The organism is Micropepsis pineolensis (genome assembly GCF_055392125.1).
Map to the genome: position 1 here is coordinate 1189767 of NZ_AP042408.1, position 23588 is coordinate 1213354.

Here is a 23588-nt window from a genome sequence, read left to right on the forward strand (position 1 = left end):
GATGGGTTACGCCAGCTGGCCGCGATACTGCACCTTGGCCTCGCCTTCACCGGTGACAAGCTGGCCGATACGGAAGGCGGTTTCGCCAGCGTCGTTAAATGCGGCGATGATGGCGTCGGCATGGGCTTCATCGCTGATGGCCACCATGCCGATGCCGCAATTGAAGGCGCGCAGCAGCTCGTCTTCGGCCAGATGGGCTATTTCGGTCATCCAGGCGAAAACCGGCGGCAAGGTCCACGAGGTCAGATCGATTTCGGCATCCAGCCCGTCCGGCAACGCCCGCGGGGTGTTTTCGGTGATGCCACCGCCGGTGATATGGGCCAGGCCCTTGACCCCACCGGTCTTGATCGCGGCCAGCGCACTTTTGACATAGAGCCGCGTCGGGGTAGCAAGGGCCGCACCCAGCGTGGTGCCGGGGGCAAAGGGCGCATCCGCGTCATAGGCCAGCCAGCTTTTCTCGACGATCTTGCGCACCAGCGAGAAGCCGTTGGAATGCACCCCGGACGAGGCCACGCCGATCAGCACATCGCCCGCCTTCATGGTGTCGGTTCTGGGCAGGATCGCGTCGCGTTCCACCGCGCCGACCGAGAAGCCAGCCAGATCAAAATCGCCCGCGGCATAGAGGCCGGGCATTTCCGCGGTTTCGCCGCCGATCAGCGCACAGCCGGATTCCTTGCAGGCCCGGGCAATGCCGCCGATGACCACCGCCGCCTGATCGACGTTGAGATGCGCTGTGGCGTAGTAATCGAGGAAGAATAACGGTTCGGCACCCTGCACCACGATGTCGTTGACGCACATGGCTACCAGATCCTGGCCGATGCCGTCGAAAATTCCGGCATCAATCGCGACCTTCAGCTTGGTGCCGACGCCGTCGGTGCCCGCCACCAGAACCGGATCGCTGAAGCCAGCGGCCTTGAGATCGAACAGCCCGCCAAAGCCGCCCAATGCGGCATCGGCGCCTTTGCGGCGCGTGGCCTTGGCAGCGGGGGCAATGCGCGCCACCAGCTCTTCGCCAGCATCGATATCGACGCCCGCGTCTTTATAGGTAAACCCTTTGAGGCCGGTATCGGTCTTCTGCGTCATGTGGCGCGCCCTGATGGTGTCTGCCCCCTTTACCCCCCCACGGCGGCCAAGGGCAAGCCTTGAGCGGGGTGCCGGGCCTTTAAGTTTTAGCCCGCAGGTCTCACGCAACTATTTAAAGCTGAACAAAATGTATGCTTTTCTGGCCGGGAAGCGCTCTGTATAGTTTGTCTTTAGTGATCAATAGGTTTGTGATGCGACATATTTTAACGAGGCTTCTGTTCTGTGCGGTGTTTTGGGGCGGTTTTTGTGCCGTTCCAGCGGCGGCAGACAGCCCCTATACGGTGGCCGGGATCCATGTTGATGCGTCCGGATCGTCGACGTCAGAAGCCCGCAATGCCGCGATTGCGGCGGGGCGGGCCGATGCCTGGCAGACTCTGTTCCGCCGTCTGGCCCGCCAGCAGGATTGGGGCCGCCAGCCCGCGCCGTCGCCCGAGCAGTTGCAAAGGTTGATTACAAGCTATTTCCCGGTAGACGAGCGCCGTTCGACTACCCGCTATGTCGCTGAAGTAACGTACATCTTTAATCCGGGGGCGGTCGCCCGCCTGATGCAGAGCGCAGGCGTGGCCTTTACCTCGGCTTCGTCGCATCGGGTGCTGGTGGTGCCGCTGGCCCCATCCTATGGCAAAGCGTCGGCCTGGACGGCGGCGCTGGGCAATCCGCGCCTCAGTGGCGGCGTGGTGCCCTATTCGCTGCCGGTGGGCGATGCGCAGGATATGAACCGGCTGACAGGCTTGCATTTTGAGACTGCCCGCTGGGCTGATCTGTCTGAAGTTGCGGCCCGCCGTGGTGCCAGCGAGGCGGTGCTGATTCTGCTCAGCCCCGAAGGTAAAAAGCTCAAAATCGCCTTGCGCCGGCTGGGGCCTAATGGGGCGCCGGTCAAGGCTGCCGCCGAGGTTGCTCTTGCGCCGGGGGCTCCGGCATCCTATCCGCAGGCGGCGGATGCGGCGATCAAAGCGATGGAAGATTTGTGGAAGGCCCATGGGGTCCTCGACAACAGTCAGCGTGGTCATATTACCGTCGATGTCGCGGCGGATACGCTGCAGCAATTCGGGGCGCTGGAAAAGCTGCTTGCCGGGGTGCCCAATGTCACGGGCACGTCGGTTGTGGCGCTGGATGTCGGTGCGGCCCAACTGACCCTGTCCTATATCGGAACACTCGACCAGTTGCGTGATGCCCTGACCCAGGCGGGCCTGCGCCTCGACCACGAGGCCACAGGCTGGCACCTAGCGCTAGTGGAGGTGCCGTGAAGCGTTTCCTGCGCCATGTCCCCAATATGTTAAGCGCCTTCCGGTTGCTGGCGGCGCCTGCGGTGGCGTTTTTTATTCTGAAGGGCGCCGACAGTGCGGCGTTTGTTGTGTTTGTTCTGGCCGGAATCAGCGACGCGCTGGATGGCTATCTGGCCAAGACCTTTGCTTTTACGTCGCGTTTCGGGGCGATGCTCGACCCTGCCGCCGACAAATTGCTCATGTTGGCTAGCTTTTTGACCCTGACGGTGGTGGGGGTGATCCCGTGGTGGTTAACCGTGGTGGTGATTGGTCGTGATGTCGCCATCGTCACCGGGGTGGTGATGGCCTGGGTGCTGTCGGCGCCCTTAAAGGTACGCCCCCTGATTGCGGGCAAGTCCTCGACCGTGGTGCAGGTGGTCTATGTTGCGCTGGTGCTGGCGCTGGCAGCGTTTGGTCTAAAAATGGACGTTTTGCAGGCTTTCTGGGCCTTTCTGGTGGTCTTATTTGCGATTTGGTCGCTTCTCGCTTATGCCTTGCTGTGGCTGCGGGCGGTGACAACCCGCCCAGCCAACGCCGAATAAGGGGCGGCACACATGTCGAATCAATTGCCACTGCCGCTCGAGCCCGCGCAGGATTTCAGCCGTGACAGCTTTGTCGTCGGGCCGGGAAACCGCGATGCGGTCGATTTTCTGGATCTCTGGCCCCATTGGCCAGCCCCGTCGGTGGCAATCTATGGCCCGGCCGGTTCGGGCAAAACCCATCTGGCCCGCATCTGGGCGGCACAGGTTGGGGCGGGTATTTTAAGCGCGACCACTTTGGGCGACGTCGAAATCGACGAAATCCCCTATGTGGTCGAAAATATTGATATCGAGCCGCTATCGGATGCCGGCGAGCAGATTCTGTTCGCCCTGATCGAGCGTGGGGCACCCTTGCTGATCACCGGGCGCGAACCGCCGCTGGTCTGGCCGGTGCGGCTGCCCGATCTGTCGTCGCGCACGCGGGCGCTCCTGGGCTTTCCCTTGTGGGCACCAGACGATGAATGGCTCGGCGAACTTGCCAAAAAGCTGTTTGCATTCAGACAGTTGGTTGTGCCCGACAGCGTTGCGGTCGCTATGGTCAAGTCACTCGAACGCTCGCCCGCGGCGATCTGCGCGTTTGTCGCCCGCGCCGACAGCGAGGCGCTGGCCCGCCATCGCCCGGTCAGCTTGTCTCTGGTCAAGGATTTATTGGCAAACGAGCCTTAAGCTTGTAGCCTTCACGAGGTACCTTTCCCGGCTAACGGCCGTGCCGGGGGCGTTGGTGCTGTGCGTGGGTGTAACTGTCATCAAAACGCGATTGTGGGAGAGATTTGTTCCGGGCGAAATTGTCCGTTCGCCTTTAAAGCGCTTCAGAACAATGGGGCACTATAAAGCATAGGCATTAGTCTTCATTTTTACGGGAAATCTGTTTCATCCATGACGAAGGTTGTATCTGTTTCTGCACCGCCCGCTTCTACAGCTTCCGCCCCCGTGGCTTCGTCCGCAGCTACGGTATCGGCTCAGGCATCCTGCCCGACACCCTGTTGCGCCTCGGCGATTGATCCGACCAGCCCGGAACGCTTTGTCAATCGCGAGCTGTCCTGGCTTGCCTTTAATCGCCGCGTGCTGGAGGAGGCTGAAAACCCCAATCATCCGGTGCTGGAGCGGTTGCGGTTTCTGTCGATCTCGGCCTCGAACATCGATGAATTTTTCATGGTGCGCGTCGCTGGCCTCAAAGGCATGGTCATTTCCAATGTCGCCTCGTTAAGCGCCGACGGGCTGGCCCCGCAGGAACAGCTTGCCCGTGTCGACGAGGTGGCCGAAAAACTGTTCGCCGATCAGCAGCGGATCTGGGGCAATCTGCGCGAGGAATTGCGCGGCGTCGGTCTGTCGGTGATTGATGCCGAAGAACTGACCAAGACCGATAAAGCCTGGCTGGATATTTATTTTCACGAACAGATTTTCCCGGTGCTGACGCCGCTGGCGATTGATCCGGCCCATCCGTTCCCCTTCATCCCCAATCAGGGCTTTGCGCTGGCGCTGGAGCTGATGCGCAAACGCGATGGCAAATCGATGCGTGCGGTGCTGCCGGTGCCGCCACAGCTGATGCGCTTCATCCGCCTGCCCGGACCGGATGGCGAGGTCAAGATCAAGTCGCGCAGCAAGGAAGCCCGCTTCATTCCGCTTGAGACCGTTATCGGGCTCTATCTCGACAAGCTGTTCCCCGGCCATACCGTGAGCGGCTTCGGGCTGTTCCGCATTCTGCGTGACAGTGATATCGAGCTGGAGGAAGAGGCCGAAGATCTGGTGCTGCTGTTCGAGACGCTGCTGAAACAGCGCCGCCGCGGTTCGGTCATTCATATGAAGTGCAGCGCGTCGATGCCAGCGCATTTGCGTGAATCGATTGCCGATCATTTGAAGCTCAAACCGAACGAGCTGACGATGATCGAGCATATGCTGGGCCTGTCCGATCTGCACCATCTCATCTTACGCGAGCGGCGCGACCTGCAGTTCAAATCCTACACCCCGCGCTTTCCCGAACGCATCCGCGATCTGGGCGGCGATTGCTTTGCCGCCATTCGCGAGAAGGATCTTCTGGTCCATCACCCCTTCGAAAGCTTCGATGTGGTGGTGCAGTTCCTGCGTCAGGCGGCGGCGGACCCCTCGGTTGTCGCCATCAAGCAGACGCTCTATCGCACCTCGGACAATTCGCCGATCGTTGCCGCGCTGATCGAGGCGGCCGATGCCGGTAAATCCGTTACCGCGCTGGTCGAGTTGAAAGCGCGTTTTGATGAAGCTGCCAACATCAAATGGGCGCGCGATCTCGAACGGGCCGGGGTTCAGGTGGTCTATGGTTTCATCGACCTCAAAACCCACGCCAAGGTGTCGCTGGTGGTGCGCCGCGAAGGTGGTAGCTTGCGATCCTATGTCCATTTCGGCACCGGCAATTACCATCCGGTCAACGCCAAGATTTACACCGATCTGTCGCTGTTTTCGGCAGATCCGGCGCTGGGTCGCGATGCGGCGCGGCTGTTCAACTATGTCACCGGCTATGCCGAACCGGCCGGGCTGGAGCGCATTTCGATTTCGCCGCTGTATTTGCGCGATGCGCTGGTCAAAGGCATTGAAGCCGAGATTGCCCACGCCAAGGCGGGGCGTCCGGCTGCGATCTGGATCAAGGTCAATTCGCTGGTCGATCCGGCGATGATCGATCTGTTGTACAAGGCCAGCAATGCCGGTGTGCAGATCGACATGGTGGTGCGCGGCATCTGCTGCTTACGCCCCGGCGTTACCGGTTTGTCGGAAAATATCCGGGTCAAGAGCATTGTCGGCCGCTTTCTGGAGCATGGCCGTATCGTTTGTTTTGGCAATGGTTATGGCCTGCCGTCGCCTAAGGCCAAGGTCTATATTTCCTCGGCCGACTGGATGCCGCGTAATCTGGACCGCCGTGTCGAAACGCTGGTGCCGGTGGAAAATCCGACCGTGCATCAGCAGGTGCTGGAACAGATTTTTGCGTCTCAGCTTAAAGATCAGACCCAAAGCTGGCAGATGCATGCCGATGGCTCCTATGTGCGTGATCCTGCTGCCCATCAGCCTGATGCCTTCTGCGCCCATACCTTCTTTATGACCAACGCGTCCTTGTCGGGCCGTGGCCACACCCTGAAAGAGGGCGCGGCGAAAAAAGCGCGAGGCAAACCGTGAGCAGCACCGGTCTTTCCGCGGCAGAGGTTTTGCGTTCGGGGGATGCGCCGGCCATCAATGGCCGGGTGGCGGTGATTGACATTGGGTCCAACTCGGTGCGGTTCGTGGTCTACGACCAGCTGTCGCGCACGCCGGTCACCATGCACAACGAAAAGACCATTTGCTCGATTGGCCGCAATGTTGCCAACACGGGGCTACTGTACAAGGAAGGCTGCGATCTGGCGCTGGCGTCACTTGCCCGCTACCGGCTGCTGGCCGAGCGGTTGGGCGTGGCGCTGCGCATTGCGGTGGCAACCGCTGCGGCGCGCGATGCACTGAACGGGCCGCAATTTGTCCGTGATGCCGAAAAAGCCTGGGGGGCGCCGATCCGCATCTTAAGTGGCGAGGAAGAAGCCCGGCTGGCTGGCATGGGCGTGCTGGCCGCTTTGCCGACGGCATCGGGCGTGGTGGGTGATCTGGGCGGCGGCAGCCTCGATATGATCACGCTGAAAGACGGCAAGCCGGGGCGGGCGGTTTCGCTGCCCTTCGGTCCTTTGCGTCTGGCCGATATGGCCAAGGGGGATATCGAAAAGGCGCGCAAGATTGTCAGCACGCGTCTGGCAGAAATGGCGAGCTATTGGTCGGCGAGCGAGAAAAGTTTCTATGCCGTGGGTGGTATCTGGCGTGCGCTGGCCCGCGTCGATATGGAGCTGGAGGCCTATCCGCTTCACGTTCTGCAGCATTATACCATTCCGCAGGCCCGCGCGCTGCAACTGTGCGATCTGATCTCGCGGCAGGGCCGTAAATCGCTTGAGCGCCTGACGGTGATCTCTAAGCGCCGGGTGGTGATGCTGCCCTTTGGCGCGGTGGTGTTGCAAGGCGTGCTGGCGGCGACCCGGTTCAAGGAAATTGTGGTCTGCGCCGGTGGTTTGCGCGAAGGGTTGATCTATGACCGGCTCCCGGTGGAGGAGCGGGCCAAGGATCCGCTGATCGAATATGTCGCCGGGGTTAATGCCCGGCTGTCGCGTACCCCTGAACATGCTTCCGAAGCCTTTGTCTGGACCGGGCCGCTGTTCCCCGACGAAACGCCCGCGCTGCGCCGGTTGCGTCAGGCGGCGTTCTATCTGTCCGACATCGGCTGGCGCCGCCACCCCGATTACCGCGCCCCCGGCAGCTATACCGAAGTGCTGAACATGTCCTATGGCGGGGTTGATCACCGCGGTCGGGCCTTTCTGGCCACCGCCATTTTCCACCGTTATTCCGGCTATACCGAGGTACCCACCCATTTCGAGGCCACCGGGCTGCTTGACCGGCAGGAAGAGCTGCTGGCCTTACGCATCGGGCTGGCGGCGCGGCTGGCCTTTGACTTGTCGGGGACGGCGCCGGGCGAGCTGGAAAACTACAAACTGAAATTGCTGCCGGGGCGACTGGTGCTCGAAGTACCCGCCGATCGCGCCATGGTTGTTGACGAGGCTGTGCAGCGGCGGCTCAAAAGCCTTGCGGCGGCGATGGACTGTAAAGGCGAAATTCAGGCTATTTAAGCTCGGTCCGGTCAAGGATAACGCAATGGTGCTATCATGCGCCTTGCATTTGCAGCCGCGTCCGGGCTTTAAAGAGGAAAACCTGAGGAGACTCTGATGGGTGGTTTGAGCTTTTGGCACATTCTGCTGCTGGCCGTGGTGGTGCTGGTCCTGTTCGGTGGCCGTGGCCGTTTTTCCGATGTGATGGGCGACTTCGCCAAGGGCATCAAGAATTTCAAAAAGGGTATGGCGGATGATGAAACGCCGCCCGCCGCGCCGCCCGCGCCGCAGGTTCTGCCGCGCAGCGAGCAGCCGGTGCCCCCGGTCCATGATCAGGACAAGGTGGCCCACTAAGCGGTCTGGTTGACTTTGGCCCCCCGGGGCCGGTCGGCAGGCTTATTCCCGCCAGTCCCATAATGGGTGGTGCGGGGCAATTCCTGGCGCAAGTGGCGGCATGTTTTTCGATTTAAGCTGGAGCCATATTCTTCTGTTGCTGGTGGTGGCGCTTGTCGTCGTCGGCCCGCAGGATCTGCCCAAGATCATGCGTAAGGCTGGCCAGTGGACCGCCAAGGCCCGCGCCATGGCCGATCAGTTCCGCAACAGCTTCGATGAAATGGCCCGCCAGAGCGAGCTGGACGAGCTGCGTAAGGAAATTCAATCGTTGCGCAATGCCAACCCGCTGGCCGAAACCGAACGTGCCCTGAACGACGCCATCAAGATTCCATCGGTTTCGATTGCACCGGCGGCGGCCGCTGCGGTGACCGCTTCCGAAACGGCGGGTGCGGCCCCGGTGGCTGCTGCGGAAGAAATCAGCATGACCGGGAATATCCCCGGCTCCCCCCACGCCCACCCCGAACCGATGTCGGAAACGGCAGATTTTTCGGCGGTTCCGATCCCTGCCGCCGAACCGCAGATGGCCCTGCCGTTTACGCCACCTGCCGGGGAACCGGTGGTGGTCAATGCCGAACCCGATAAACCGATTGAGGGCGGGTTGACCCCGCCTGCGCCATGATCCCTCCCTCACCAGACGAAGAAGCTGAGGTTGAATCCTCCAAAGCCCCGCTGCTGGAGCACCTGATCGAGCTGCGTAAGCGCTTGATCTATGCGGTGCTGGCTTTCGCGCTGTGCTTCATTCTGTGCTTTGCCTTCTCCAAGGAAATCTATGCGTTCCTGACCGAGCCGTTGTCGCGCGCCATGGTGGGCCACCCCAACCGGCACCTGATCTATACCGCGGTGTACGAGACCTTTTTCACCTATATGAAGGTCGGTCTGTTCGCCGGGATGTGTCTGTCGTTCCCCATTGTGGCATCGCAGATCTGGATGTTCGTTGCCCCCGGTCTGTACAAGCATGAAAAGAATGCTTTCCTGCCGTTTCTGATCGCCAGCCCGGTGCTGTTCATCATTGGCGCAGCGTTCGTTTATTACGTCATGCTGCCTTATGCGCTGCGGTTTTTCCTCGGCTTTGAAACCCAGGCGACCGCCAACACGCCGGGCATCGAATTGCAGGCCAAGGTCAGCGATTATCTCGATTTCGTTTCGGCGCTGATTTTCGCCTTCGGTCTGACGTTCCAGTTGCCGGTGCTGTTAACGCTGCTCGGCAAAGTCGGCATCGTGTCGTCGAAATTGCTGCGCAATATGCGCCGTTACGCCATCGTCGGCATTACCGGGCTGTCCTCGGTCATCACGCCGCCTGACCTGTTCAGCATGGTCTCGCTGATCATTCCGCTGGTGTTCCTCTACGAGGTGTCGATCTGGCTGGTCTGGCTGATCGAGAAAAAGCGCGATGACGAACGCAAGACGGAAGAGAACGAGGTCGAGGGATAAATCGGGCAAGCCCTGATTTTCTCTCAACGGGGATCCGTGCGATCACACTAGGCCGCTTCCCGGCACGCATAGTGCTGACAGCCATAGTGGGCAAAGCTTTTGATCAGATCGTCATAGTCATATCCCGAAATGAATTCGATATGGCGATCTGGGCATTGGTGATGCTGTTCGGTCTGCCAGATATCCCAGCTGTGCATTTCTGCTGCCTGTACGGCAGAGGGCATCGCAATACAAAACACAAAAACGGACAGGTATCGCATTTGCTGCAACTCTCATACGTGCGGGCGTAACGCTACCGCGTTTGATTGCTGCTTTTGTGATGCTGGGTGTGGCTGACCCTAGATAAAGAAAATCGTGATATTCACGCCGCAACGCTGCTTCCACAAATTACCGATTTTCTTAGCCCCCAGATCGAAGGGTTCTTTCTGCTTCGCGCCGATCAGCCCCGGCAGCGTTGCTGAGAAAACGTAGGTGGTATCTGTGGAATCATAGGGTAATGCCGCCTGAGTTCCTTCGGTGAAGCGAACCTGGGCATGTTGGCCCGTGCCGGGCGCCACATAGCGATACTGAACATAAGGGCGGATCGCACCATCGGGGCCTTTTTCCGCACCATACCCGGCTTGCTCATACCCCGGGGTACTTTTCAGTACGCCGATCATGCAGCTGACTTTCTGCCGTGCTGCTGGAAGAACATGATCATAGAGTGTGTTTGTTGCCGCCGTAGCTATGATCGCCGTCAGGGTTGCGGTTGCGCCGATGCAGAACAGCTTACTTCCCCACACGGTTCACCTATGGGTTGATTCTTGTGGGCATTATCCTCCGGTGTGGCTGTACTTGCCACACCGCCTGCATGGGGCGCGTTCGGGTCGCAGCCAGTTTAGTTCGCCAGCGGCAGTTTGCAGTCGTGGTCCTGAATGCTTTCGGCCGAACCCCATTCGCCGCCTGCCGGGTCGGCCTTGCCAGCCAGCAGCCAGAAGCCGGGCTTGCCGTCAAAACTGGCCCCGACCAGACCAATAGTCCAGGCCCGCATTTCATCCTTGGCACCCGGAAGTTCATCGGCGACCAGTTTGAACGGGTTGACGGTCAGTTCCGCCCCCAATACGCGGCGGACGTAATAGGGGTGCCCGGCGATCATCACCGGGGCGGCCGACCAGCTTTCACCCACACCGGTCAGGCCCGCCAGATCGCCCCGCGCGGGTGCCCCCAGGCAGTCGATATGCAGATGCAGCAGATCCTGACTACGGCCATATTGCGAATTGACCGTCACGGCCATGGTATCGCGGGCAATTTTCCGGCCCAGCTTGGTTTCGACCAGCCCGCGGGCATTCCAGGCGGCGGCGAAATAATTGGTCGGGGAGGTCAGTATCCGCGCATCCTCAATGCCGGTGATGTCGCTGTCGGGCATCAGCAGATATTGCGCCACCCCCGCCATGTCTTTGAGCAGCACATAGCCCTGATCGACTTCCGTGCAGGGGGCCGGGTCGTGTTTGGCCTTCATATTGGGCAGGCAGGTGCCACCGACGATCTGCCACAGCTTGCCACCATGGGGGTGAACCGGCGGGGTGGGCAGCTCGGCAGCCAGCACCGCCGCAAACAGCGCGCCCGCCATCAGACCAATGCCGCCAGCCTGACGCAGCCGTTTGGAAACCCGTTTCATCGCTTGCCCCTTACCATCACTGTAATATGCCGAAGCGGCCAGTTTAGCCCAAGGCGGCCCCGCACGCCAAGACGCGGTGTGGGGCTGCAAACCACGCCGTAAGGGAAGCTTTGGCAGCGCGACAAGATCGGTGTAGTGTTTTTTCAGTGGCAACATATTGCCGGAATTGGAATAACTCCGGTCTTGCCGAGGGGCGCCGACGCATGTCATTACCCCAGTATTAGGTTGGAGATTCGTCCGATGCACGACATCAAGCAGATTCGCGAAAATGGTGAGGCTTTTGTAGCGGGGTTGGCTAAGCGGGCTGGCTTTGATCTGGCCAAGGCGTCATCGTCGGTGGAAAAGCTGCTGCAGATCGATAATGACTGGCGCACCGCCAAGGCCGCGTTCGAACAGCACCGCGCCCGCCAGAACGAGGCTTCGCGTGCCATCGGCGCCGCCAAGGCGAAAAAAGACGAAGCGGGCGCCAAGGCGTTAATGGACGAAGTGGCCAACATCAAAGCCGCGATGCAGGCCGACGATGCCAGGGCGAAAGATCTGGAAGCCCAGCTGACGCTGGAAATGGCCGGTCTGCCCAATCTGCCCGCGGATGATGTGCCCGAAGGGGCGGACGAGAATGCCAATATCGAGGTGCTCGCCCGTCGGTTTCTGGAGCCCAAGCCGTTCGACTTTAAACCGAAAGAGCATTTCGATCTGGGTGAAGCGCTGGGGTTGATGGATTTTGAGACTGCCGCCAAGGTTTCGGGGGCGCGTTTCGTCTATCTCAAAGGTCCGCTGGCGCGTCTGGGCCGGGCGATTGCCAACTTCATGCTCGACGTTCACACCATGAAGTTCGGCTATACCGAAGTCGATCCGCCGCTGTTGGTGCGGGATGTGGCGTTCTTTGGCACCAGCCAGTTGCCCAAATTCGAAGAAGATCTGTTTTGGGTGCCCAAGGGGGCGGAAAACCGCCTTGGTCTGATCCCGACCGCGGAAGTGCCGCTGACCAATCTGGTGCGTGAAAGCATTCAGGACGAGGCCAAGCTGCCGATCCGCATAACCGCGCACACGCCCTGTTTCCGGGCCGAGGCCGGTTCGGCGGGCCGCGACACCCGTGGCATGATCCGCATGCATCAGTTCAACAAGGTCGAGCTGGTCTCGATCACCACGCCGGAACAGTCGGCGGCCGAACATGAACGCATGACCGATTGCGCGCAGGAAATTCTAAAGAAGCTGGTGTTGCCGCACCGTGTGGTGACGCTGTGCACCGGCGATATGGGCTTTGGCGCCCAGAAAACCTATGACATCGAGGTTTGGCTGCCCGGTCAGGACCGCTATCGCGAGATTTCGTCCTGCTCGATCTTTGGCGATTTCCAGGCCCGCCGTATGGATGCGCGCTTCCGTCCCGCTGGCAGCAAAGGCACCCGCTTTGTGCACACGCTGAACGGTTCGGGGCTGGCGGTCGGCCGCACGCTGATCGCGGTGATGGAAAATTATCAGCAGGCCGATGGCTCGATTAGTATTCCTGACGCATTAATCCCGTATATGGCTGGGATGCAGAAAATCGAGAAGGCCTGATGCGTATTCTGGTCACCAACGACGATGGTATCTACGGCCCCGGTCTGGTGGTGGCAGAAGCCATTGCACGGGCGCTCAGCGATGATGTCTGGGTGGTGGCACCGGCACAGGAACAGTCCGGGGCCTCGCACTCGCTGACGCTGCATTCGCCGGTGCGCCTGCGCCAGATCGATGATCGGCATTTTGCCGTTACCGGCACGCCGACCGATTGCGTGATGATGGCGTGCGCCCATCTTCTGGCCGACAAAAAGCCAGACCTGATCCTGTCGGGCGTCAATCGCGGTGTGAATGTCGCCGACGACGTGACCTATTCGGGCACGGTGGCCGGTGCAATGGAAGGCTGTTCGTTCGGCATTCCGTCGATTGCCTTGTCACAGGGCTATCCCTTTGAAGACAAGCACCACATGCACTGGTCATGTGCCGAGACCCATGGTCCTGATCTGATCCGCAAGCTGATCGGGATCGGCTGGCCGGAAAATGTGCTGATCAACATCAATTTCCCCGATTGCAAACCGGACGAGTTGGTGGGGGTGGAATTCTGTACGCAGGGTAAGCGCGATATGCAGGAAGTTCGCGTTGAAAAACGCACCGATCTGCGCGACTATTCCTATTACTGGATCGGGTTCAAGCGCGAGCCATACACCACGGATATGGGCAGTGATCTGCACGCGCTGACCGAAAAACGCATTGCGGTAACGCCGTTACAGCTGAACCTGACGGCGCGGGACACACTGGCGGCACTAAAGGCGGCTTATAAGGGGTAGGGGCCATGAGGGGGGAGGATCCACGTATCATCGCCCTCATTATGGCGCTGCGCAAAACCGGTGTGACCGACGCGCGGGTGCTTTCGGCCATCGAAGATGTGCCGCGCGATGCCTTTGTGGCCGAACCGTTCCGCCATGCCGCCTATGATAACACCGCGCTGCCGATCCAATGCGGCCAGACCATCAGCCAGCCTTATGTCGTGGCCTGCGCCACCATTGCGCTTGAGGTCGGCCCGGCGATGCGGATTTTGGAAATCGGCACCGGTTCGGGCTATCAGGCGGCGGTGCTCGCGAAATTGTGTCGGCGGGTTTACAGCATTGAACGTCACAAGCCGTTGATGAAAGAGGCCGAAGCCCGGCTGAAGGCGCTGAAGATCGACAATGTCGTCACCTGGTATGATGATGGCATGAAGGGGTGGCCGCAGCAGGCCCCCTTTGATCGTATTCTGCTGTCAGCGGCGGTGGAAAGCGTGCCGCCTGCGTTGTTTGACCAGCTCAAGGTGGGGGGGATTCTGGTTGCCCCCGTCGGGCCGGTGGGTGGTGGGCCGGGCCAGGAAATGCCGCAGCAGTTGACCAAATATGTCCGCACCGAACAGGGCGTCGTACAAGAGGCGCTGATCCCGGTGATGTTTGTACCAATGCTGGCCGGTGTGGCATAAGCGGTTGGTCGTAATTGCAATAAACGTTAGGGTGCCGGTGTAATGAGTGCACGGAAAATGCGCGTTGGCGCAGCTATTCTGCTTTTGGGAACCTTGGCGGCGTGTGAAGAACCACGACCGACGCGGGCAAGCTTTGATTGGGACGCTTTCGTCAACACCGAAGATCGCAGCGCCCCGCAAACCACCGAAGCGTATCAGCCCGCGCCTGCCCCGGTGCCGGTGGCCGAGGAACCGGCCCATCCGGTTGCCCGATCCCCCGTGGTTGTGTCTGAAACCCTCAGCCCCCCGCCCAGCCCGCGGCCCAAACCGGTTCCCGTGAAACCGGCAAAATCCGCTCCCCCTGATGCGCCGTTCAGGCCGGCCGACGCGGCGGGCAGTGATGAGCCTGCCGCCGCCCCGCTTGCGACCGATCCGGTGCCAGAGCCGCGTGAACGCCCGGCCTATACTGCGCCGAAGCCTGCCACCAGCCACGCGGTGGCTAAGCCGGATGTTGCCGAGGATGGGGCCCCGGCGGAAAAGCCCGCCAGGCCCGTTAAAACCGCCGCACTGGCCGCCGGGCATTTCGCCTGGCCGGTGCGCGGTAAGGTGATTGGCGAGTTCGGCGCGGAATCGGGTGGCGTGCGCAGTGACGGCATCAATATCGCGGCCCCTGCCGATACACCGATTACGGCGGCGGCATCGGGCACGGTGGGCTATGCCGGTGGCGATATGAAAAGCTATGGCAATCTGGTGGTGATCCGCCATGACGGTAATTTCTTTACCGCTTACGCCCACGCTTCGCGACTGGTGGTTAAACCGGGCGATCATGTTACCGCCGGGCAGGTCATCGGCTATGTCGGTCAGACCGGCGATGTCGATAGCCCACAACTGCATTTTGAAATCCGCAAAGGGCGCGAGCCGCAGGATCCGGTAAAGCTTTTAACCGCCAAAGGCTGAGCGGGAGGTGGGCATGGACGTGGCAGGCACCTATCTGTTCGATCTGGACGGCACCTTGTGCGATTCCCGCCCCGGTCTGCTGCATGCGCAGCGGGCCGCCTTTGCGGCGTTGGGGATCGAGACCGATATCGATCCGGCGCTGTTTCTGGGCGCGCCGCTGCCGATGGTGTTTCGCAAACTGATGCCCGAGGCCGACGAGATCGACATTACCTATGGTATGCAGAAATTTCGCGAGGCCTATGAACATAACGGCCTTTATCAAAGCCCGCTTTATCCCGGTGCGGCAGGCCTGCTGGCGGGGTTGAAAGCGGCGGGCAAGGGGGTGTGGCTTGCCACCTCCAAACCCAAAGTCTATGCCGTGCAGGTTTTGCAGCATTTGCAGATTGCGAACTATTTCGATGGTGTTGCCGCCGCCGGGCTGGACGAGAAAGACACCAAGACCTCACTGATCGCCAGCGTGCTACAGGCTTGCGGTCATGGCCCCGATCAATGCCTGATGCTGGGCGACCGGGCTTTCGATGTCATTGGTGCGCTGGAAAACGGCGTCACCCCGGTGGGGGCTTTGTGGGGCTATGGCAGCCGGGACGAACTCGCCGAAGCCGGTTGCGCCCATTTTGCCAAAGATATTGCGGAATTCCGCGCCCGCTTCGGTCTCGATAACGCCTGATTAGGCCGGGCCAATTGTTAGCGCGGCTTCAGGTGGTGACAAAAGGCTGATCCGTGTGCGGATGGATACGGCCCGCAGCATCGAAGTCGATGCGCACCAGCCCCGGTTTTTCGCGGAACGGGCTGAATTTGTCGTTGCCGAAAAAGGTTTGCCACCAGCGGCCCTGATGATCGCGAAAGATATTGCCGCCGCCACAACAGGGCACGGCTTCGTGCCGCATGCGGTACGGCCCGGTGATATGATCGGCCACTGCAAAGGCAAAGGAATAGCGCCCGTAATATTTATCGACCGCGCCAAGGTAATACTGACCGTTGCGCTTGAATAATGTGGCCCCTTCAAAACCGATTTTGCCAAGGCCTTCGGCATCTTTTCGGGCATGATGATCGGGGTTCGTATCCGGTTCTGCCAACTGGGTCGGCTGCCAGTCCCCGGCGAAGGCCGAAAAATCCGGCTTGATTTCGCGGATGGTCTCGGCCGAGCCATAGGTGAGATAAACCCGGCCATCGTCATCCTCGAACACGGTGGAATCGATGCTGCCCTTGATCGGTGCCGTATCATCAATGGCGTGGACATAAGGCCCCGTCGCTTTGCCGGTGGTGCTTTTTAAGATGCCGATGCCAACCCCGCTGATCGAGGTGCAGATATAATAATTGCCACCGATGTAATGGATCTCCGGTGCCCAGATGGCGCGGAAATAGACGCCTTTGCGCATGGTCCAGTGCTTTTCCCAGGTGCCGTCTTTTTCAATGCTCCACACCAGACCAAGATAGTGCCAGTCCTTCAGGTCCGTGGAACGCCACAGCTCGACACCATCATTGATGGCCCAGATGTTATCGCCGGTGCTGCCGGTCATGTAATAGGCCCCATCGCCCCCGGCGCAGATAATGGTATCGCGGATATGGGCATCCCAGATCGGGCGGATGGCGGGCAGCAGGCCAGATTTTACCGCTTCGCCGCTATCGGCGTCATTCCAAGGCCCGATGGGATAGCTGCGCGGTGTTGGCCCCTTATAGCTGACATGGGGCAGGCCCGAGGTCCAGCCGCCGTGGCGCGTGGCGGCAGTCACCGGCGCGCCGGGGCCGCTGATCCCGCTATAGGGCCAATAGCCGGGCGGGGGCGGGTCCACAATGCGGCGGGAGTTGTCGACATCGGCGCGCAGCGTATCGTTCGGCCCCGGCGGGGTGGGATAGATGAAACCGTGCGGGCCATCCGCCCATGCCGTGGCCCCAAACGCTGTGGCCCCCAATGCCGCAACACTGCCGCTGATAAAGCTGCGCCGATCGATGTGATGCATGTATCCCCCCCGGAACGATATCTGTTTTTTTGCAATCCTAAAGCGTGGCAGAGGCCCTGCAAACCATGCTGATAACACGCTGTCGTGAGCCGTTATGACAGCAACAGAAAAGGCCGTGCCTGTTGTCTGGCACGGCCTGTAACGGCTGAATATTTGCTGAAGGTGTTTTACGGCAGCTGTGGCGGCGTCACCCCGGCACCGAGATTGAGCACAAAGATCGGCCCGACATCGAGGCTTTGTTTGGCCGCACCGGTCTGCATCATCGCCATCATTTCGGTGGCTCCGGCATTGGTGGTGGCGGTGCCGCTGACGGTGATCAGATGCCAGCCACCAGCCGGAACCGTGACCGGTTTGGCAATGATCTGGCTCCACGGCGCGTGGTTCAGGGCCACGCCCATCATGGCAATATTGCCCGGTCCGTCATTGCTGCGCAGATAGGCCGCCATCAGGATGGTATCGCCTTGCTTCACCGCACCGTTCAGGGCTTGTGAAATTCCGTCATCCCACGGATTGGTGCCCGCCTTGGACAGGATGGTGCGTAAAGCGGCACCACCGGGAACTTCGGATGCGGCAATGCTCTGATTGGTCTGATCCGGGCCAAAGGAAAACGCCAGTCGGGTGGGATCGGAAATCAGCGTACCGGCTTTGGGCAATTTGGCGCGCAGGTTGGTCAGTGCGGTCTCGACGCTGGTCTGGCTGGCTGATGCGGCGGCAGGCGGTGCGGCAGGGGCTGCTGCGGGGGCTGGCGGGGTGGCCTTTTTGTTATGGGGCAGTTTGCTGACGTCGTAATGGGGGCCAAGATCAAGCACAAAGGCCGGGCCCAGATCGACGGTCTGCTGATCGGCTCCCAGCAGGACCGAGACATTGAGCTGCCCTGCGCCATAATCCTCGCTGGCGACACCCGAGGTATAATACATCGCCCATGTGCCGGTAACTTCCGCAGCTTCGTTGAACAGGTTGGTGTAGGGAGCCTTGGCTTGCTGTACCGCGATCGAGCCCAGTGTCGCCGTGGTGCCGCCGGGGGGCGGGGTTATCGCGCGGGCCCAGAAGCTGACCAGTATGACATCGCCCTTTTGAATGGGCTTTTTAATGGGGGTTACAGCTGCGGCATCCCAGAGATGGGCAGGCTTTGCCGTGACTTCAACGCGCATCGCGGCACCGCCGGTGACGGTGCTGTCTTTTTTCAGCGTGGCCTTTGCACCCCAGGCCGACCAGGCGTTGGCGGCGGGCGTGTTGAGAAGCTGATTGAGAACGGCGGAACCTGCGCCGGCATCCTCGGCCCATGCGGGGCCAGATAGTGCGGCACCGGAAAGAAGCGCGGCGCTCATCAGGCTGATCAGAAATTTCGACATGTGCAAAATCCTTCCCTTCGTTTCCCAGCGCCAATTTCCGTTGTTTCAGCCTCATGCGTTTTGGGCTGCACAGGATAGGTAAGCGCTTTACCATATTGTTACATATGCTGTGCGCGGTAAATGGGCAAGCTGCTGTTATCCCTATAGGAATACTTCATTTGAGGGCGTTATGGCGGAGGAGGTTCGGGGACAGTTCAATACAGCTATTAGTACACATTAATCGTGCAACTCAACTTTTGATATGTATACTGCTGTTGCAATCTTGAATTGCGAACATGAAGGGAGCGTGCCGTGAAACATTTTCTGACAGTGTTGGCGTTTGCTTCTGTGGCTTCAACCGGTTTGGCCTCTTTTGCGTATGCTCAAGAGCCTCCGCCCTCAATCGATATTCCCGCCGGCCCGATCTGGAACCAGCAGGATGCTGAAAAGAAATGTCCTCAGGTGTGTCCGCCGCACTGGAACGGGCAGTGGACGACGACCGTCTGGGGCAAGATGTCGGTCTGTGGCACCAAGGAAGGCGTCGATGTTCCGATCGGCCCGATCTGGAATAATGACGATGCCAAGAAGAAGTGCCCGTCGCAGCTTGCGACGATGAAGTGGAACGGTAACTGGAAGACGACAGAACCCAATAAAATGTCGGTCTGCGGCTGTACATTGCCTGTGCCGTTGCCGAACTGAGTATTTTTTTGGGGGGGAGAAATGGGGGGGAGGGGGCACCTCCCCCCTGTTTTTTAGGTGCCCGGGTTGGTGTTTTTCGCGTCCGTCGCTGCGCCTTCCCAGCGGCTGACGGCGACACAGGCAACCGAGTTGCCGATGACATTGGTGGCACTGCGCCCCATGTCGAGCAAATGATCGACCGCCAGAATCAGCAGCAATCCGGCATCGGGAATACCGAAGTAGGGCATGGCGGCGGCGATCACCACCAGCGAGGCGCGCGGCACACCGGCCATACCTTTGCTGGTCACCATCATCATCAGCAACAGCGTGATCTGCTGCGGCAGGGTCAGCGTGATGTGATAGGCCTGCGCGATGAACATGGTGGCGAAGGTGCAATAGAGCATCGAGCCATCGAGGTTGAAGGAATAGCCCAGCGGCAGCACAAAACTGACCACGCGTTTGGGCAGGCCCATATTTTCAAGCTCGGCCAGCAGTTTCGGATAGGCCGCTTCCGAACTCGCGGTAGAAAACGCCAGCAGCGCCGGTTGGCGCGCGGCGCGAAACAGCGGGCCGATCTTGCCGCGTAAGATAATCGCGGCAATGGCGAACAGCACGATCCACAGGGTGATCATGGCGAAATAGAAATCGCCGACGAACTGCACATAGGTTAGCAGCATCTTCGCGCCCTGTGTCGCCACCGTGGCCGTGATGGCAGCGAACACGGCAGCCGGGGCGGTCAGCATGACATAGCCGGTCACCTTCAGCATGACCTCGGCACCCTGCTCGGCGAGCGAGACGATTTCATTCGCCTTGCCGTGCAGCGAGGCAATGGCGGTGCCAACAAAACAGGAGAAAACGACAATCTGCAGGATTTCGTTTTCGGCCAGCGCGGCAAAGACCGACTGCGGCACGATATGGGCGATGAATTCGGCGAACTTGAATTCCTTCATCGCTGGCATGGCACCTGACAGCGCCCCCAGATCGTGGGGCGAGAAGCCTTTGCCGGGGGCCAGCAGATTGACCAGGATCAGCCCCAGCGTCAGTGACAGCAGTGAGGCGCAGATAAACCAGCCCAGTGATTTGATGCCGACCCGACCCACAGCCGAGGCATTCTCCATATGGGCGATGCCGGTTACCAGCGTGGTGAAGACCAGTGGTGCGATGACCATCTTGATCAGGCGCAGGAAGACGGTGGTGATGATTTCCAGTCCACCTGTCAGTGCCTTGATCTGATCGGCGTCAAGCCATGCGTTAGCTGCCAGCCCGGCGATGATGCCCAGAACCATGGCCAGAATGATTGCCAGCGTGAATTTATTTTTCATGACTTCCCCAGATAGTCGAAGGCGTGTGCAGCAAACGCTACACGATGGGTCCGCGGCACCCAAGCATAATCTGCCTCAAACTTCGCCATGCCTAATATTAGTTCTGTTTTGACCGCTTCAATTTAGCCGTTAGAGGTGCTGCTGTGTTTTGCTATGTTCGGTTGCTGTTCGGTTGGGGCGTGCAATCGCGGTGAAAATTTTTCAGGGAGATATGGGGTATGCGTTTTATATTGTCTGTATTGATGGCGGCGTTGCTGCTGTCGCCGGGGGCGCTGGCACAGCCTTCCGCTGGGCGTGCGCCAATCGGTCCGGCGCAGACGCCGCCGATGGGGTGGAACAGTTGGGATGCGTATGGCTTCACCATCACCGAAGATCAGTTTCGCGCCAACGTTGCCGAACTGGTGAAGCTGAAAGATCTCGGCTGGAAATACGCGGTGATCGACGAAGGCTGGTATATGACCGATCCCTTCGGCAAGGATTTGCAGGAACGCAAATATCAGCTGGATGGCAACGGTCTGCTCATTCCGGCGCTGGCGCGGTTTCCGTCTGCTGCAGGCGGGGTCGGATTAAAGCCGCTGGCCGATCTGGTGCACAGCCATGGTCTTAAATTTGGCGTGCATATTATTCGCGGTATTCCCAAACAGGCGGTTGAGGCCAATCTGCCGATTGCCGGGTCGCATTTTCGTGCTGCCGATGCCGCCAATAAAGCGGACCTCTGTTCGTGGGATGATGGCAATTACGGCATCCGCGATACGGCCGCGGGGCAGGCCTATTATGATTCCATGGTCAAATTGTTTGCGGACTGGGGAATCGATTTCATCAAGATCGACTGTGTTGCGGATCATCCCTATGTCGGCAGCGAAATCCGTCAGATCTCGCAGGCTATCAAACATAGTGGCCGCGAAATGGTCTTAAGTTTGTCGCCGGGGCCGACCAATCTTACCCATGCTGCCGAGGTTGGGAAACTGGCACAGATGTGGCGCATCGCGGATGACACCTGGGATGGTTGGAGTTTTGCACCGAAAGACTGGCCTAACGGTGTTCTGACCGGGTTCGATAAGCTGGCTCAATGGCGCGGCCACGCCAAACCCGGTAACTGGCCCGATGCCGATATGCTGCCCTTTGGTTCCCTGCGTCCCCATCCCGGCTGGGGTGAACCACGCGCGTCGCGGCTCAGCGTGGATGAGATGCGCACCATGTTCACGCTGTGGGCCATCGCGCGTTCGCCATTGATCTTGGGCGGCAACCTTACCGAGCTGGACGACGCCACGCGCGCCGTTATCACCAACAAGGACGTCATCGCGGTCAATCAAACGGTTTGGGATAGTCATCCGGTGAATGTAGCGCAAACTGCTGCCCGCGTCTGGGCGGCGCAAGGTGGCGCGCACAAGAAACCCACGCGTTATGTTGCCGTGTTTAACACCGGTGATACGCCGCTGGATTTTGTCGCACGCTGGCAGGATCTGTCGTTGCCAGTGCCGACCGCCTTACAGGATTTGTGGGGGGGCGAGACAAATCCGGCCCGTGCCGACGGTCTGCAAATCCATCTGGCACCGCATGCCAGTGCGATTTACCGTCTGCAATAGCCAAAACAAAACCGGCGGGGGTGGCCCCGCCGGTTTTGCATTTATGCGCGGTGCAATTTATTCAGCGCCGCCGAATTCCGCTTTCCACGCTTCAACCTGCTCGTCGGTGATCTTGGTCACCAGCACGGCGGGCGGGGTGACGTCACTGCCGGGTTTCAGGTGCTTTAAGTATTCTGCCATCGGCAGATCCGGCCAGGCAATTACGTCGGGCACATCCCCGAAGGCACCCGCAGCGGCTCTGGCCAGACCCGGCACCACCGGCGAAGACAGCGCGGCAAACAGCCGGACCAGATTAAGGCCCATGCGTACGCCGATGGCGGCCTTGACCTTGTCAGTCTTGAAGTGGGTCCACGGCGCCGCCACGGTGAGATATTCATTGCCCGCCACCCAAATGGCGCGCAGCTCCGCCAGCGCCTTACGGTATTCCAGATCATCCAGAAACGCGCCGAGTTTGGCGATGCGGCTATCCAGATCGGCAATCAGGGTCTTTTCCGCGTCACCATACTCACCTTCTTCCGGCACCTTGCCGTCAAAGCGGGATGCGGTGAATTTGGTGATGCGATTGACGAAGTTGCCGAAGACGTCGGCCAGATCCTTGTTGACCACACCGGCGAAATGCTCCCACGTGAACGAGGCATCGGCGCTTTCGGGCGCATTGGCCATCAGATACCAGCGCCACGCATCGGCGGGCTGCGCCTCCAGCGCTTTGTCCATGAAGATACCGCGATGCTGCGAGGTCGAGAACTTGCCACCGTAATAGGTCAGCCAGTTAAAGCCCTTGATGCGGTCGACCAGCTTCCAGTTCTCGCCCGAGCCCATGATGGTGACCGGGAAACCGACGGTGTGGAAGGGCACATTGTCCTTGGCCATGAATTCGTAATAGGCGACGTCTTTGGCATTTTCCGGTCGCCACCATTTGAGCCATTCATCGCCTTTGCCGTTGGCATCGGCCCATTCCTTGGTCGCGGCGATATATTCGATCGGGGCGTCGAACCAGACGTAGAACACCTTGCCCTTAAGCTGACCGTCGCCAATCTCGTCCGGCACCGGCACGCCCCATTCGAGGTCGCGGGTGATGCCGCGGTCCTGCAATCCCTCGTCAAGCCATTTGCGGGCGATCGATTTGACCAGCACCGGCCAGTCCTGCTCGTGGCTGTCGATCCAGCTGCGGAGCTGGTCAACGAACTGCGACTGCTTGAGGAATAAATGGGCGGAATCCCGAATCTCGATCTCGGACGAGTTCGACACCGCCGAGCGCGGGGCGATCAGGTCGGTCGGGTCGAGCACGCGGGTGCAGTTTTCGCACTGATCGCCACGGGCGCGGTCATAGCCGCAATGTGGGCAGGTGCCGATAACATAGCGGTCCGGCAAAAAGCGCTTTTCGGCGTGGGAATAGACCTGACGGGTGGTTCGCACCTCCAAAAAGCCCTTGTCCCACAATACCTTGGCAAAATGCTGGGTCAGCTCGCGGTTTTGCGCGCTCGACGAGCGGCCGAAAATGTCCCACGACATGGCAAAGCCATCGCCAAGGCGGGCCTGAATGTCATGCTGTTCGGTGCAGTAGGTGGCGACATCCTGCCCGGCGGCCAGCGCGGCCAGCTCGGCCGGGGTGCCGTGTTCGTCGGTGGCGCAGATGAACAGGGCTTCGTCGCCTTTGGCGCGGCGGTAGCGGGCATAGACATCGGCCGGTAGCATCGACCCCACCAGATTGCCTAAGTGTTTGACACCATTGATGTAAGGGAGGGCGCTGGTGATGAGATACCGTGTCATTTGTCCGACTGTCCGT

Annotated in this window: 23 protein-coding genes; 15 read left to right on the top strand and 8 right to left on the bottom strand. The window is 60.0% G+C overall.

Annotated features, from left to right (window positions below):
• Positions 1-6: 6 nt before the first annotated feature.
• A complete protein-coding gene (purM, locus tag ACZ5RI_RS05320; protein WP_464515072.1) occupies positions 7-1083 on the bottom strand; it encodes a phosphoribosylformylglycinamidine cyclo-ligase in 1077 nt (358 codons plus the stop codon).
• 191 nt (positions 1084-1274) lie between these two features.
• Here purM and ACZ5RI_RS05325 point away from each other — a divergent pair, with 191 nt between their 5' ends.
• The 8 genes from ACZ5RI_RS05325 to tatC all read left to right on the top strand — a co-directional run bounded on the left by ACZ5RI_RS05325 (position 1275) and on the right by tatC (position 9351).
• Positions 1275-2330, top strand: coding sequence for a DUF2066 domain-containing protein (locus ACZ5RI_RS05325; RefSeq protein WP_464515073.1), 1056 nt, complete (start codon positions 1275-1277; stop codon positions 2328-2330).
• Positions 2327-2890, top strand: coding sequence for a CDP-alcohol phosphatidyltransferase family protein (locus tag ACZ5RI_RS05330; RefSeq protein WP_464515074.1), 564 nt, complete (start codon positions 2327-2329; stop codon positions 2888-2890). Before ACZ5RI_RS05325 ends, ACZ5RI_RS05330 begins: the two co-directional genes overlap by 4 nt.
• A 12-nt stretch (positions 2891-2902) precedes the next feature.
• Positions 2903-3553 carry a P-loop NTPase family protein gene (locus ACZ5RI_RS05335; protein ID WP_464515075.1) on the top strand — a complete coding sequence of 217 codons (651 nt, stop codon included), beginning with the start codon at positions 2903-2905 and terminating at the stop codon, positions 3551-3553.
• 210 nt (positions 3554-3763) lie between these two features.
• Positions 3764-6028 carry an RNA degradosome polyphosphate kinase gene (locus ACZ5RI_RS05340; protein WP_464515076.1) on the top strand — a complete coding sequence of 755 codons (2265 nt, stop codon included), beginning with the start codon at positions 3764-3766 and terminating at the stop codon, positions 6026-6028.
• The gene (locus tag ACZ5RI_RS05345; protein WP_464515077.1) at positions 6025-7548 is read left to right on the top strand and encodes a Ppx/GppA phosphatase family protein; all 1524 of its coding nucleotides are present in this window, start codon (positions 6025-6027) and stop codon (positions 7546-7548) included. Before ACZ5RI_RS05340 ends, ACZ5RI_RS05345 begins: the two co-directional genes overlap by 4 nt.
• A 96-nt stretch (positions 7549-7644) precedes the next feature.
• A complete protein-coding gene (locus ACZ5RI_RS05350) occupies positions 7645-7881 on the top strand; it encodes a twin-arginine translocase TatA/TatE family subunit (protein ID WP_464515078.1) in 237 nt (78 codons plus the stop codon).
• Positions 7882-7981: 100 nt separating this feature from the next.
• On the top strand, positions 7982-8539 hold the full coding sequence (tatB, locus tag ACZ5RI_RS05355; RefSeq protein WP_464515079.1) for a Sec-independent protein translocase protein TatB: 558 nt from the start codon (positions 7982-7984) through the stop codon (positions 8537-8539).
• A complete protein-coding gene (gene tatC / locus ACZ5RI_RS05360; protein ID WP_464515080.1) occupies positions 8536-9351 on the top strand; it encodes a twin-arginine translocase subunit TatC in 816 nt (271 codons plus the stop codon). Before tatB ends, tatC begins: the two co-directional genes overlap by 4 nt.
• Positions 9352-9398: 47 nt before the next feature.
• Here the strand turns inward: tatC and ACZ5RI_RS05365 are convergent, their stop codons facing one another.
• The 3 genes from ACZ5RI_RS05365 to ACZ5RI_RS05375 all read right to left on the bottom strand — a co-directional run bounded on the left by ACZ5RI_RS05365 (position 9399) and on the right by ACZ5RI_RS05375 (position 11008).
• A complete protein-coding gene (locus ACZ5RI_RS05365) occupies positions 9399-9548 on the bottom strand; it encodes a hypothetical protein (protein ID WP_464515081.1) in 150 nt (49 codons plus the stop codon).
• 141 nt (positions 9549-9689) lie between these two features.
• On the bottom strand, positions 9690-10133 hold the full coding sequence (locus ACZ5RI_RS05370) for a hypothetical protein (RefSeq protein ID WP_464515082.1): 444 nt from the start codon (positions 10131-10133) through the stop codon (positions 9690-9692).
• A gap of 95 nt (positions 10134-10228) precedes the next feature.
• Positions 10229-11008: a CDP-diacylglycerol diphosphatase gene (locus ACZ5RI_RS05375; protein ID WP_464515083.1), complete on the bottom strand. Its 780-nt coding sequence runs from the start codon at positions 11006-11008 to the stop codon at positions 10229-10231.
• Between the two features lie 240 nt (positions 11009-11248).
• Here ACZ5RI_RS05375 and serS point away from each other — a divergent pair, with 240 nt between their 5' ends.
• The 5 genes from serS to ACZ5RI_RS05400 are packed head-to-tail and all read left to right on the top strand — an operon-like array spanning position 11249 to position 15591.
• Positions 11249-12565 carry a serine--tRNA ligase gene (serS, locus tag ACZ5RI_RS05380; protein WP_464515084.1) on the top strand — a complete coding sequence of 439 codons (1317 nt, stop codon included), beginning with the start codon at positions 11249-11251 and terminating at the stop codon, positions 12563-12565.
• Entirely contained in the window at positions 12565-13329 is a 765-nt protein-coding gene (surE, locus tag ACZ5RI_RS05385; RefSeq protein WP_464515085.1) for a 5'/3'-nucleotidase SurE, read from the top strand. Before serS ends, surE begins: the two co-directional genes overlap by 1 nt.
• A gap of 5 nt (positions 13330-13334) precedes the next feature.
• On the top strand, positions 13335-13988 hold the full coding sequence (locus ACZ5RI_RS05390; protein WP_464515086.1) for a protein-L-isoaspartate(D-aspartate) O-methyltransferase: 654 nt from the start codon (positions 13335-13337) through the stop codon (positions 13986-13988).
• 42 nt (positions 13989-14030) lie between these two features.
• Entirely contained in the window at positions 14031-14924 is an 894-nt protein-coding gene (locus ACZ5RI_RS05395; protein ID WP_464515087.1) for a murein hydrolase activator EnvC family protein, read from the top strand.
• A 13-nt stretch (positions 14925-14937) separates the two neighbouring features.
• Positions 14938-15591 (top strand): HAD hydrolase-like protein, encoded by a 654-nt coding sequence (locus tag ACZ5RI_RS05400; protein WP_464515088.1) that lies wholly within the window; start codon positions 14938-14940, stop codon positions 15589-15591.
• A 28-nt stretch (positions 15592-15619) separates the two neighbouring features.
• Here the strand turns inward: ACZ5RI_RS05400 and ACZ5RI_RS05405 are convergent, their stop codons facing one another.
• The gene (locus ACZ5RI_RS05405; RefSeq protein WP_464515089.1) at positions 15620-16885 is read right to left on the bottom strand and encodes a family 43 glycosylhydrolase; all 1266 of its coding nucleotides are present in this window, start codon (positions 16883-16885) and stop codon (positions 15620-15622) included.
• Positions 16886-17052: 167 nt separating this feature from the next.
• Entirely contained in the window at positions 17053-18237 is a 1185-nt protein-coding gene (locus ACZ5RI_RS05410; RefSeq protein WP_464515090.1) for a carbohydrate binding domain-containing protein, read from the bottom strand.
• A gap of 291 nt (positions 18238-18528) precedes the next feature.
• Here ACZ5RI_RS05410 and ACZ5RI_RS05415 point away from each other — a divergent pair, with 291 nt between their 5' ends.
• Positions 18529-18915 carry a mannan-binding protein gene (locus ACZ5RI_RS05415; RefSeq protein ID WP_464515091.1) on the top strand — a complete coding sequence of 129 codons (387 nt, stop codon included), beginning with the start codon at positions 18529-18531 and terminating at the stop codon, positions 18913-18915.
• A gap of 53 nt (positions 18916-18968) precedes the next feature.
• Here the strand turns inward: ACZ5RI_RS05415 and ACZ5RI_RS05420 are convergent, their stop codons facing one another.
• Positions 18969-20216, bottom strand: a complete 1248-nt coding sequence (locus tag ACZ5RI_RS05420) for a dicarboxylate/amino acid:cation symporter (protein WP_464515092.1) — start codon at positions 20214-20216, stop codon at positions 18969-18971.
• A gap of 218 nt (positions 20217-20434) precedes the next feature.
• Between ACZ5RI_RS05420 and ACZ5RI_RS05425 the strand changes: the two genes are divergently transcribed.
• Complete coding sequence (locus ACZ5RI_RS05425; RefSeq protein ID WP_464515093.1) at positions 20435-21802, top strand: glycoside hydrolase family 27 protein; 1368 nt, start codon at positions 20435-20437, stop codon at positions 21800-21802.
• A gap of 57 nt (positions 21803-21859) precedes the next feature.
• Here ACZ5RI_RS05425 and metG read toward each other — a convergent pair whose 3' ends face one another.
• On the bottom strand, positions 21860-23572 hold the full coding sequence (metG, locus tag ACZ5RI_RS05430; protein WP_464515094.1) for a methionine--tRNA ligase: 1713 nt from the start codon (positions 23570-23572) through the stop codon (positions 21860-21862).
• Positions 23573-23588 lie beyond the last annotated feature (16 nt).

Excerpts from the sequence above, each read along its gene's own strand:
- ACZ5RI_RS05340 (WP_464515076.1), top strand. The coding sequence starts at position 3,764 with ATGACGAAGGTTGTATCTGTTTCTGCACCGCCCGCTTCTACAGCTTCC.
- tatC (WP_464515080.1), top strand. The coding sequence starts at position 8,536 with ATGATCCCTCCCTCACCAGACGAAGAAGCTGAGGTTGAATCCTCCAAA.
- ACZ5RI_RS05390 (WP_464515086.1), top strand. The coding sequence starts at position 13,335 with ATGAGGGGGGAGGATCCACGTATCATCGCCCTCATTATGGCGCTGCGC.
- ACZ5RI_RS05365 (WP_464515081.1), bottom strand. The coding sequence starts at position 9,548 with ATGCACAGCTGGGATATCTGGCAGACCGAACAGCATCACCAATGCCCA.
- tatB (WP_464515079.1), top strand. The coding sequence starts at position 7,982 with ATGTTTTTCGATTTAAGCTGGAGCCATATTCTTCTGTTGCTGGTGGTG.
- ACZ5RI_RS05400 (WP_464515088.1), top strand. The coding sequence starts at position 14,938 with ATGGACGTGGCAGGCACCTATCTGTTCGATCTGGACGGCACCTTGTGC.
- ACZ5RI_RS05420 (WP_464515092.1), bottom strand. The coding sequence starts at position 20,216 with ATGAAAAATAAATTCACGCTGGCAATCATTCTGGCCATGGTTCTGGGC.
- ACZ5RI_RS05335 (WP_464515075.1), top strand. The coding sequence starts at position 2,903 with ATGTCGAATCAATTGCCACTGCCGCTCGAGCCCGCGCAGGATTTCAGC.
- purM (WP_464515072.1), bottom strand. The coding sequence starts at position 1,083 with ATGACGCAGAAGACCGATACCGGCCTCAAAGGGTTTACCTATAAAGAC.
- serS (WP_464515084.1), top strand. The coding sequence starts at position 11,249 with ATGCACGACATCAAGCAGATTCGCGAAAATGGTGAGGCTTTTGTAGCG.
- ACZ5RI_RS05405 (WP_464515089.1), bottom strand. The coding sequence starts at position 16,885 with ATGCATCACATCGATCGGCGCAGCTTTATCAGCGGCAGTGTTGCGGCA.
- surE (WP_464515085.1), top strand. The coding sequence starts at position 12,565 with ATGCGTATTCTGGTCACCAACGACGATGGTATCTACGGCCCCGGTCTG.
- metG (WP_464515094.1), bottom strand. The coding sequence starts at position 23,572 with ATGACACGGTATCTCATCACCAGCGCCCTCCCTTACATCAATGGTGTC.
- ACZ5RI_RS05325 (WP_464515073.1), top strand. The coding sequence starts at position 1,275 with ATGCGACATATTTTAACGAGGCTTCTGTTCTGTGCGGTGTTTTGGGGC.
- ACZ5RI_RS05350 (WP_464515078.1), top strand. The coding sequence starts at position 7,645 with ATGGGTGGTTTGAGCTTTTGGCACATTCTGCTGCTGGCCGTGGTGGTG.
- ACZ5RI_RS05395 (WP_464515087.1), top strand. The coding sequence starts at position 14,031 with ATGAGTGCACGGAAAATGCGCGTTGGCGCAGCTATTCTGCTTTTGGGA.
- ACZ5RI_RS05425 (WP_464515093.1), top strand. The coding sequence starts at position 20,435 with ATGCGTTTTATATTGTCTGTATTGATGGCGGCGTTGCTGCTGTCGCCG.
- ACZ5RI_RS05375 (WP_464515083.1), bottom strand. The coding sequence starts at position 11,008 with ATGAAACGGGTTTCCAAACGGCTGCGTCAGGCTGGCGGCATTGGTCTG.
- ACZ5RI_RS05410 (WP_464515090.1), bottom strand. The coding sequence starts at position 18,237 with ATGTCGAAATTTCTGATCAGCCTGATGAGCGCCGCGCTTCTTTCCGGT.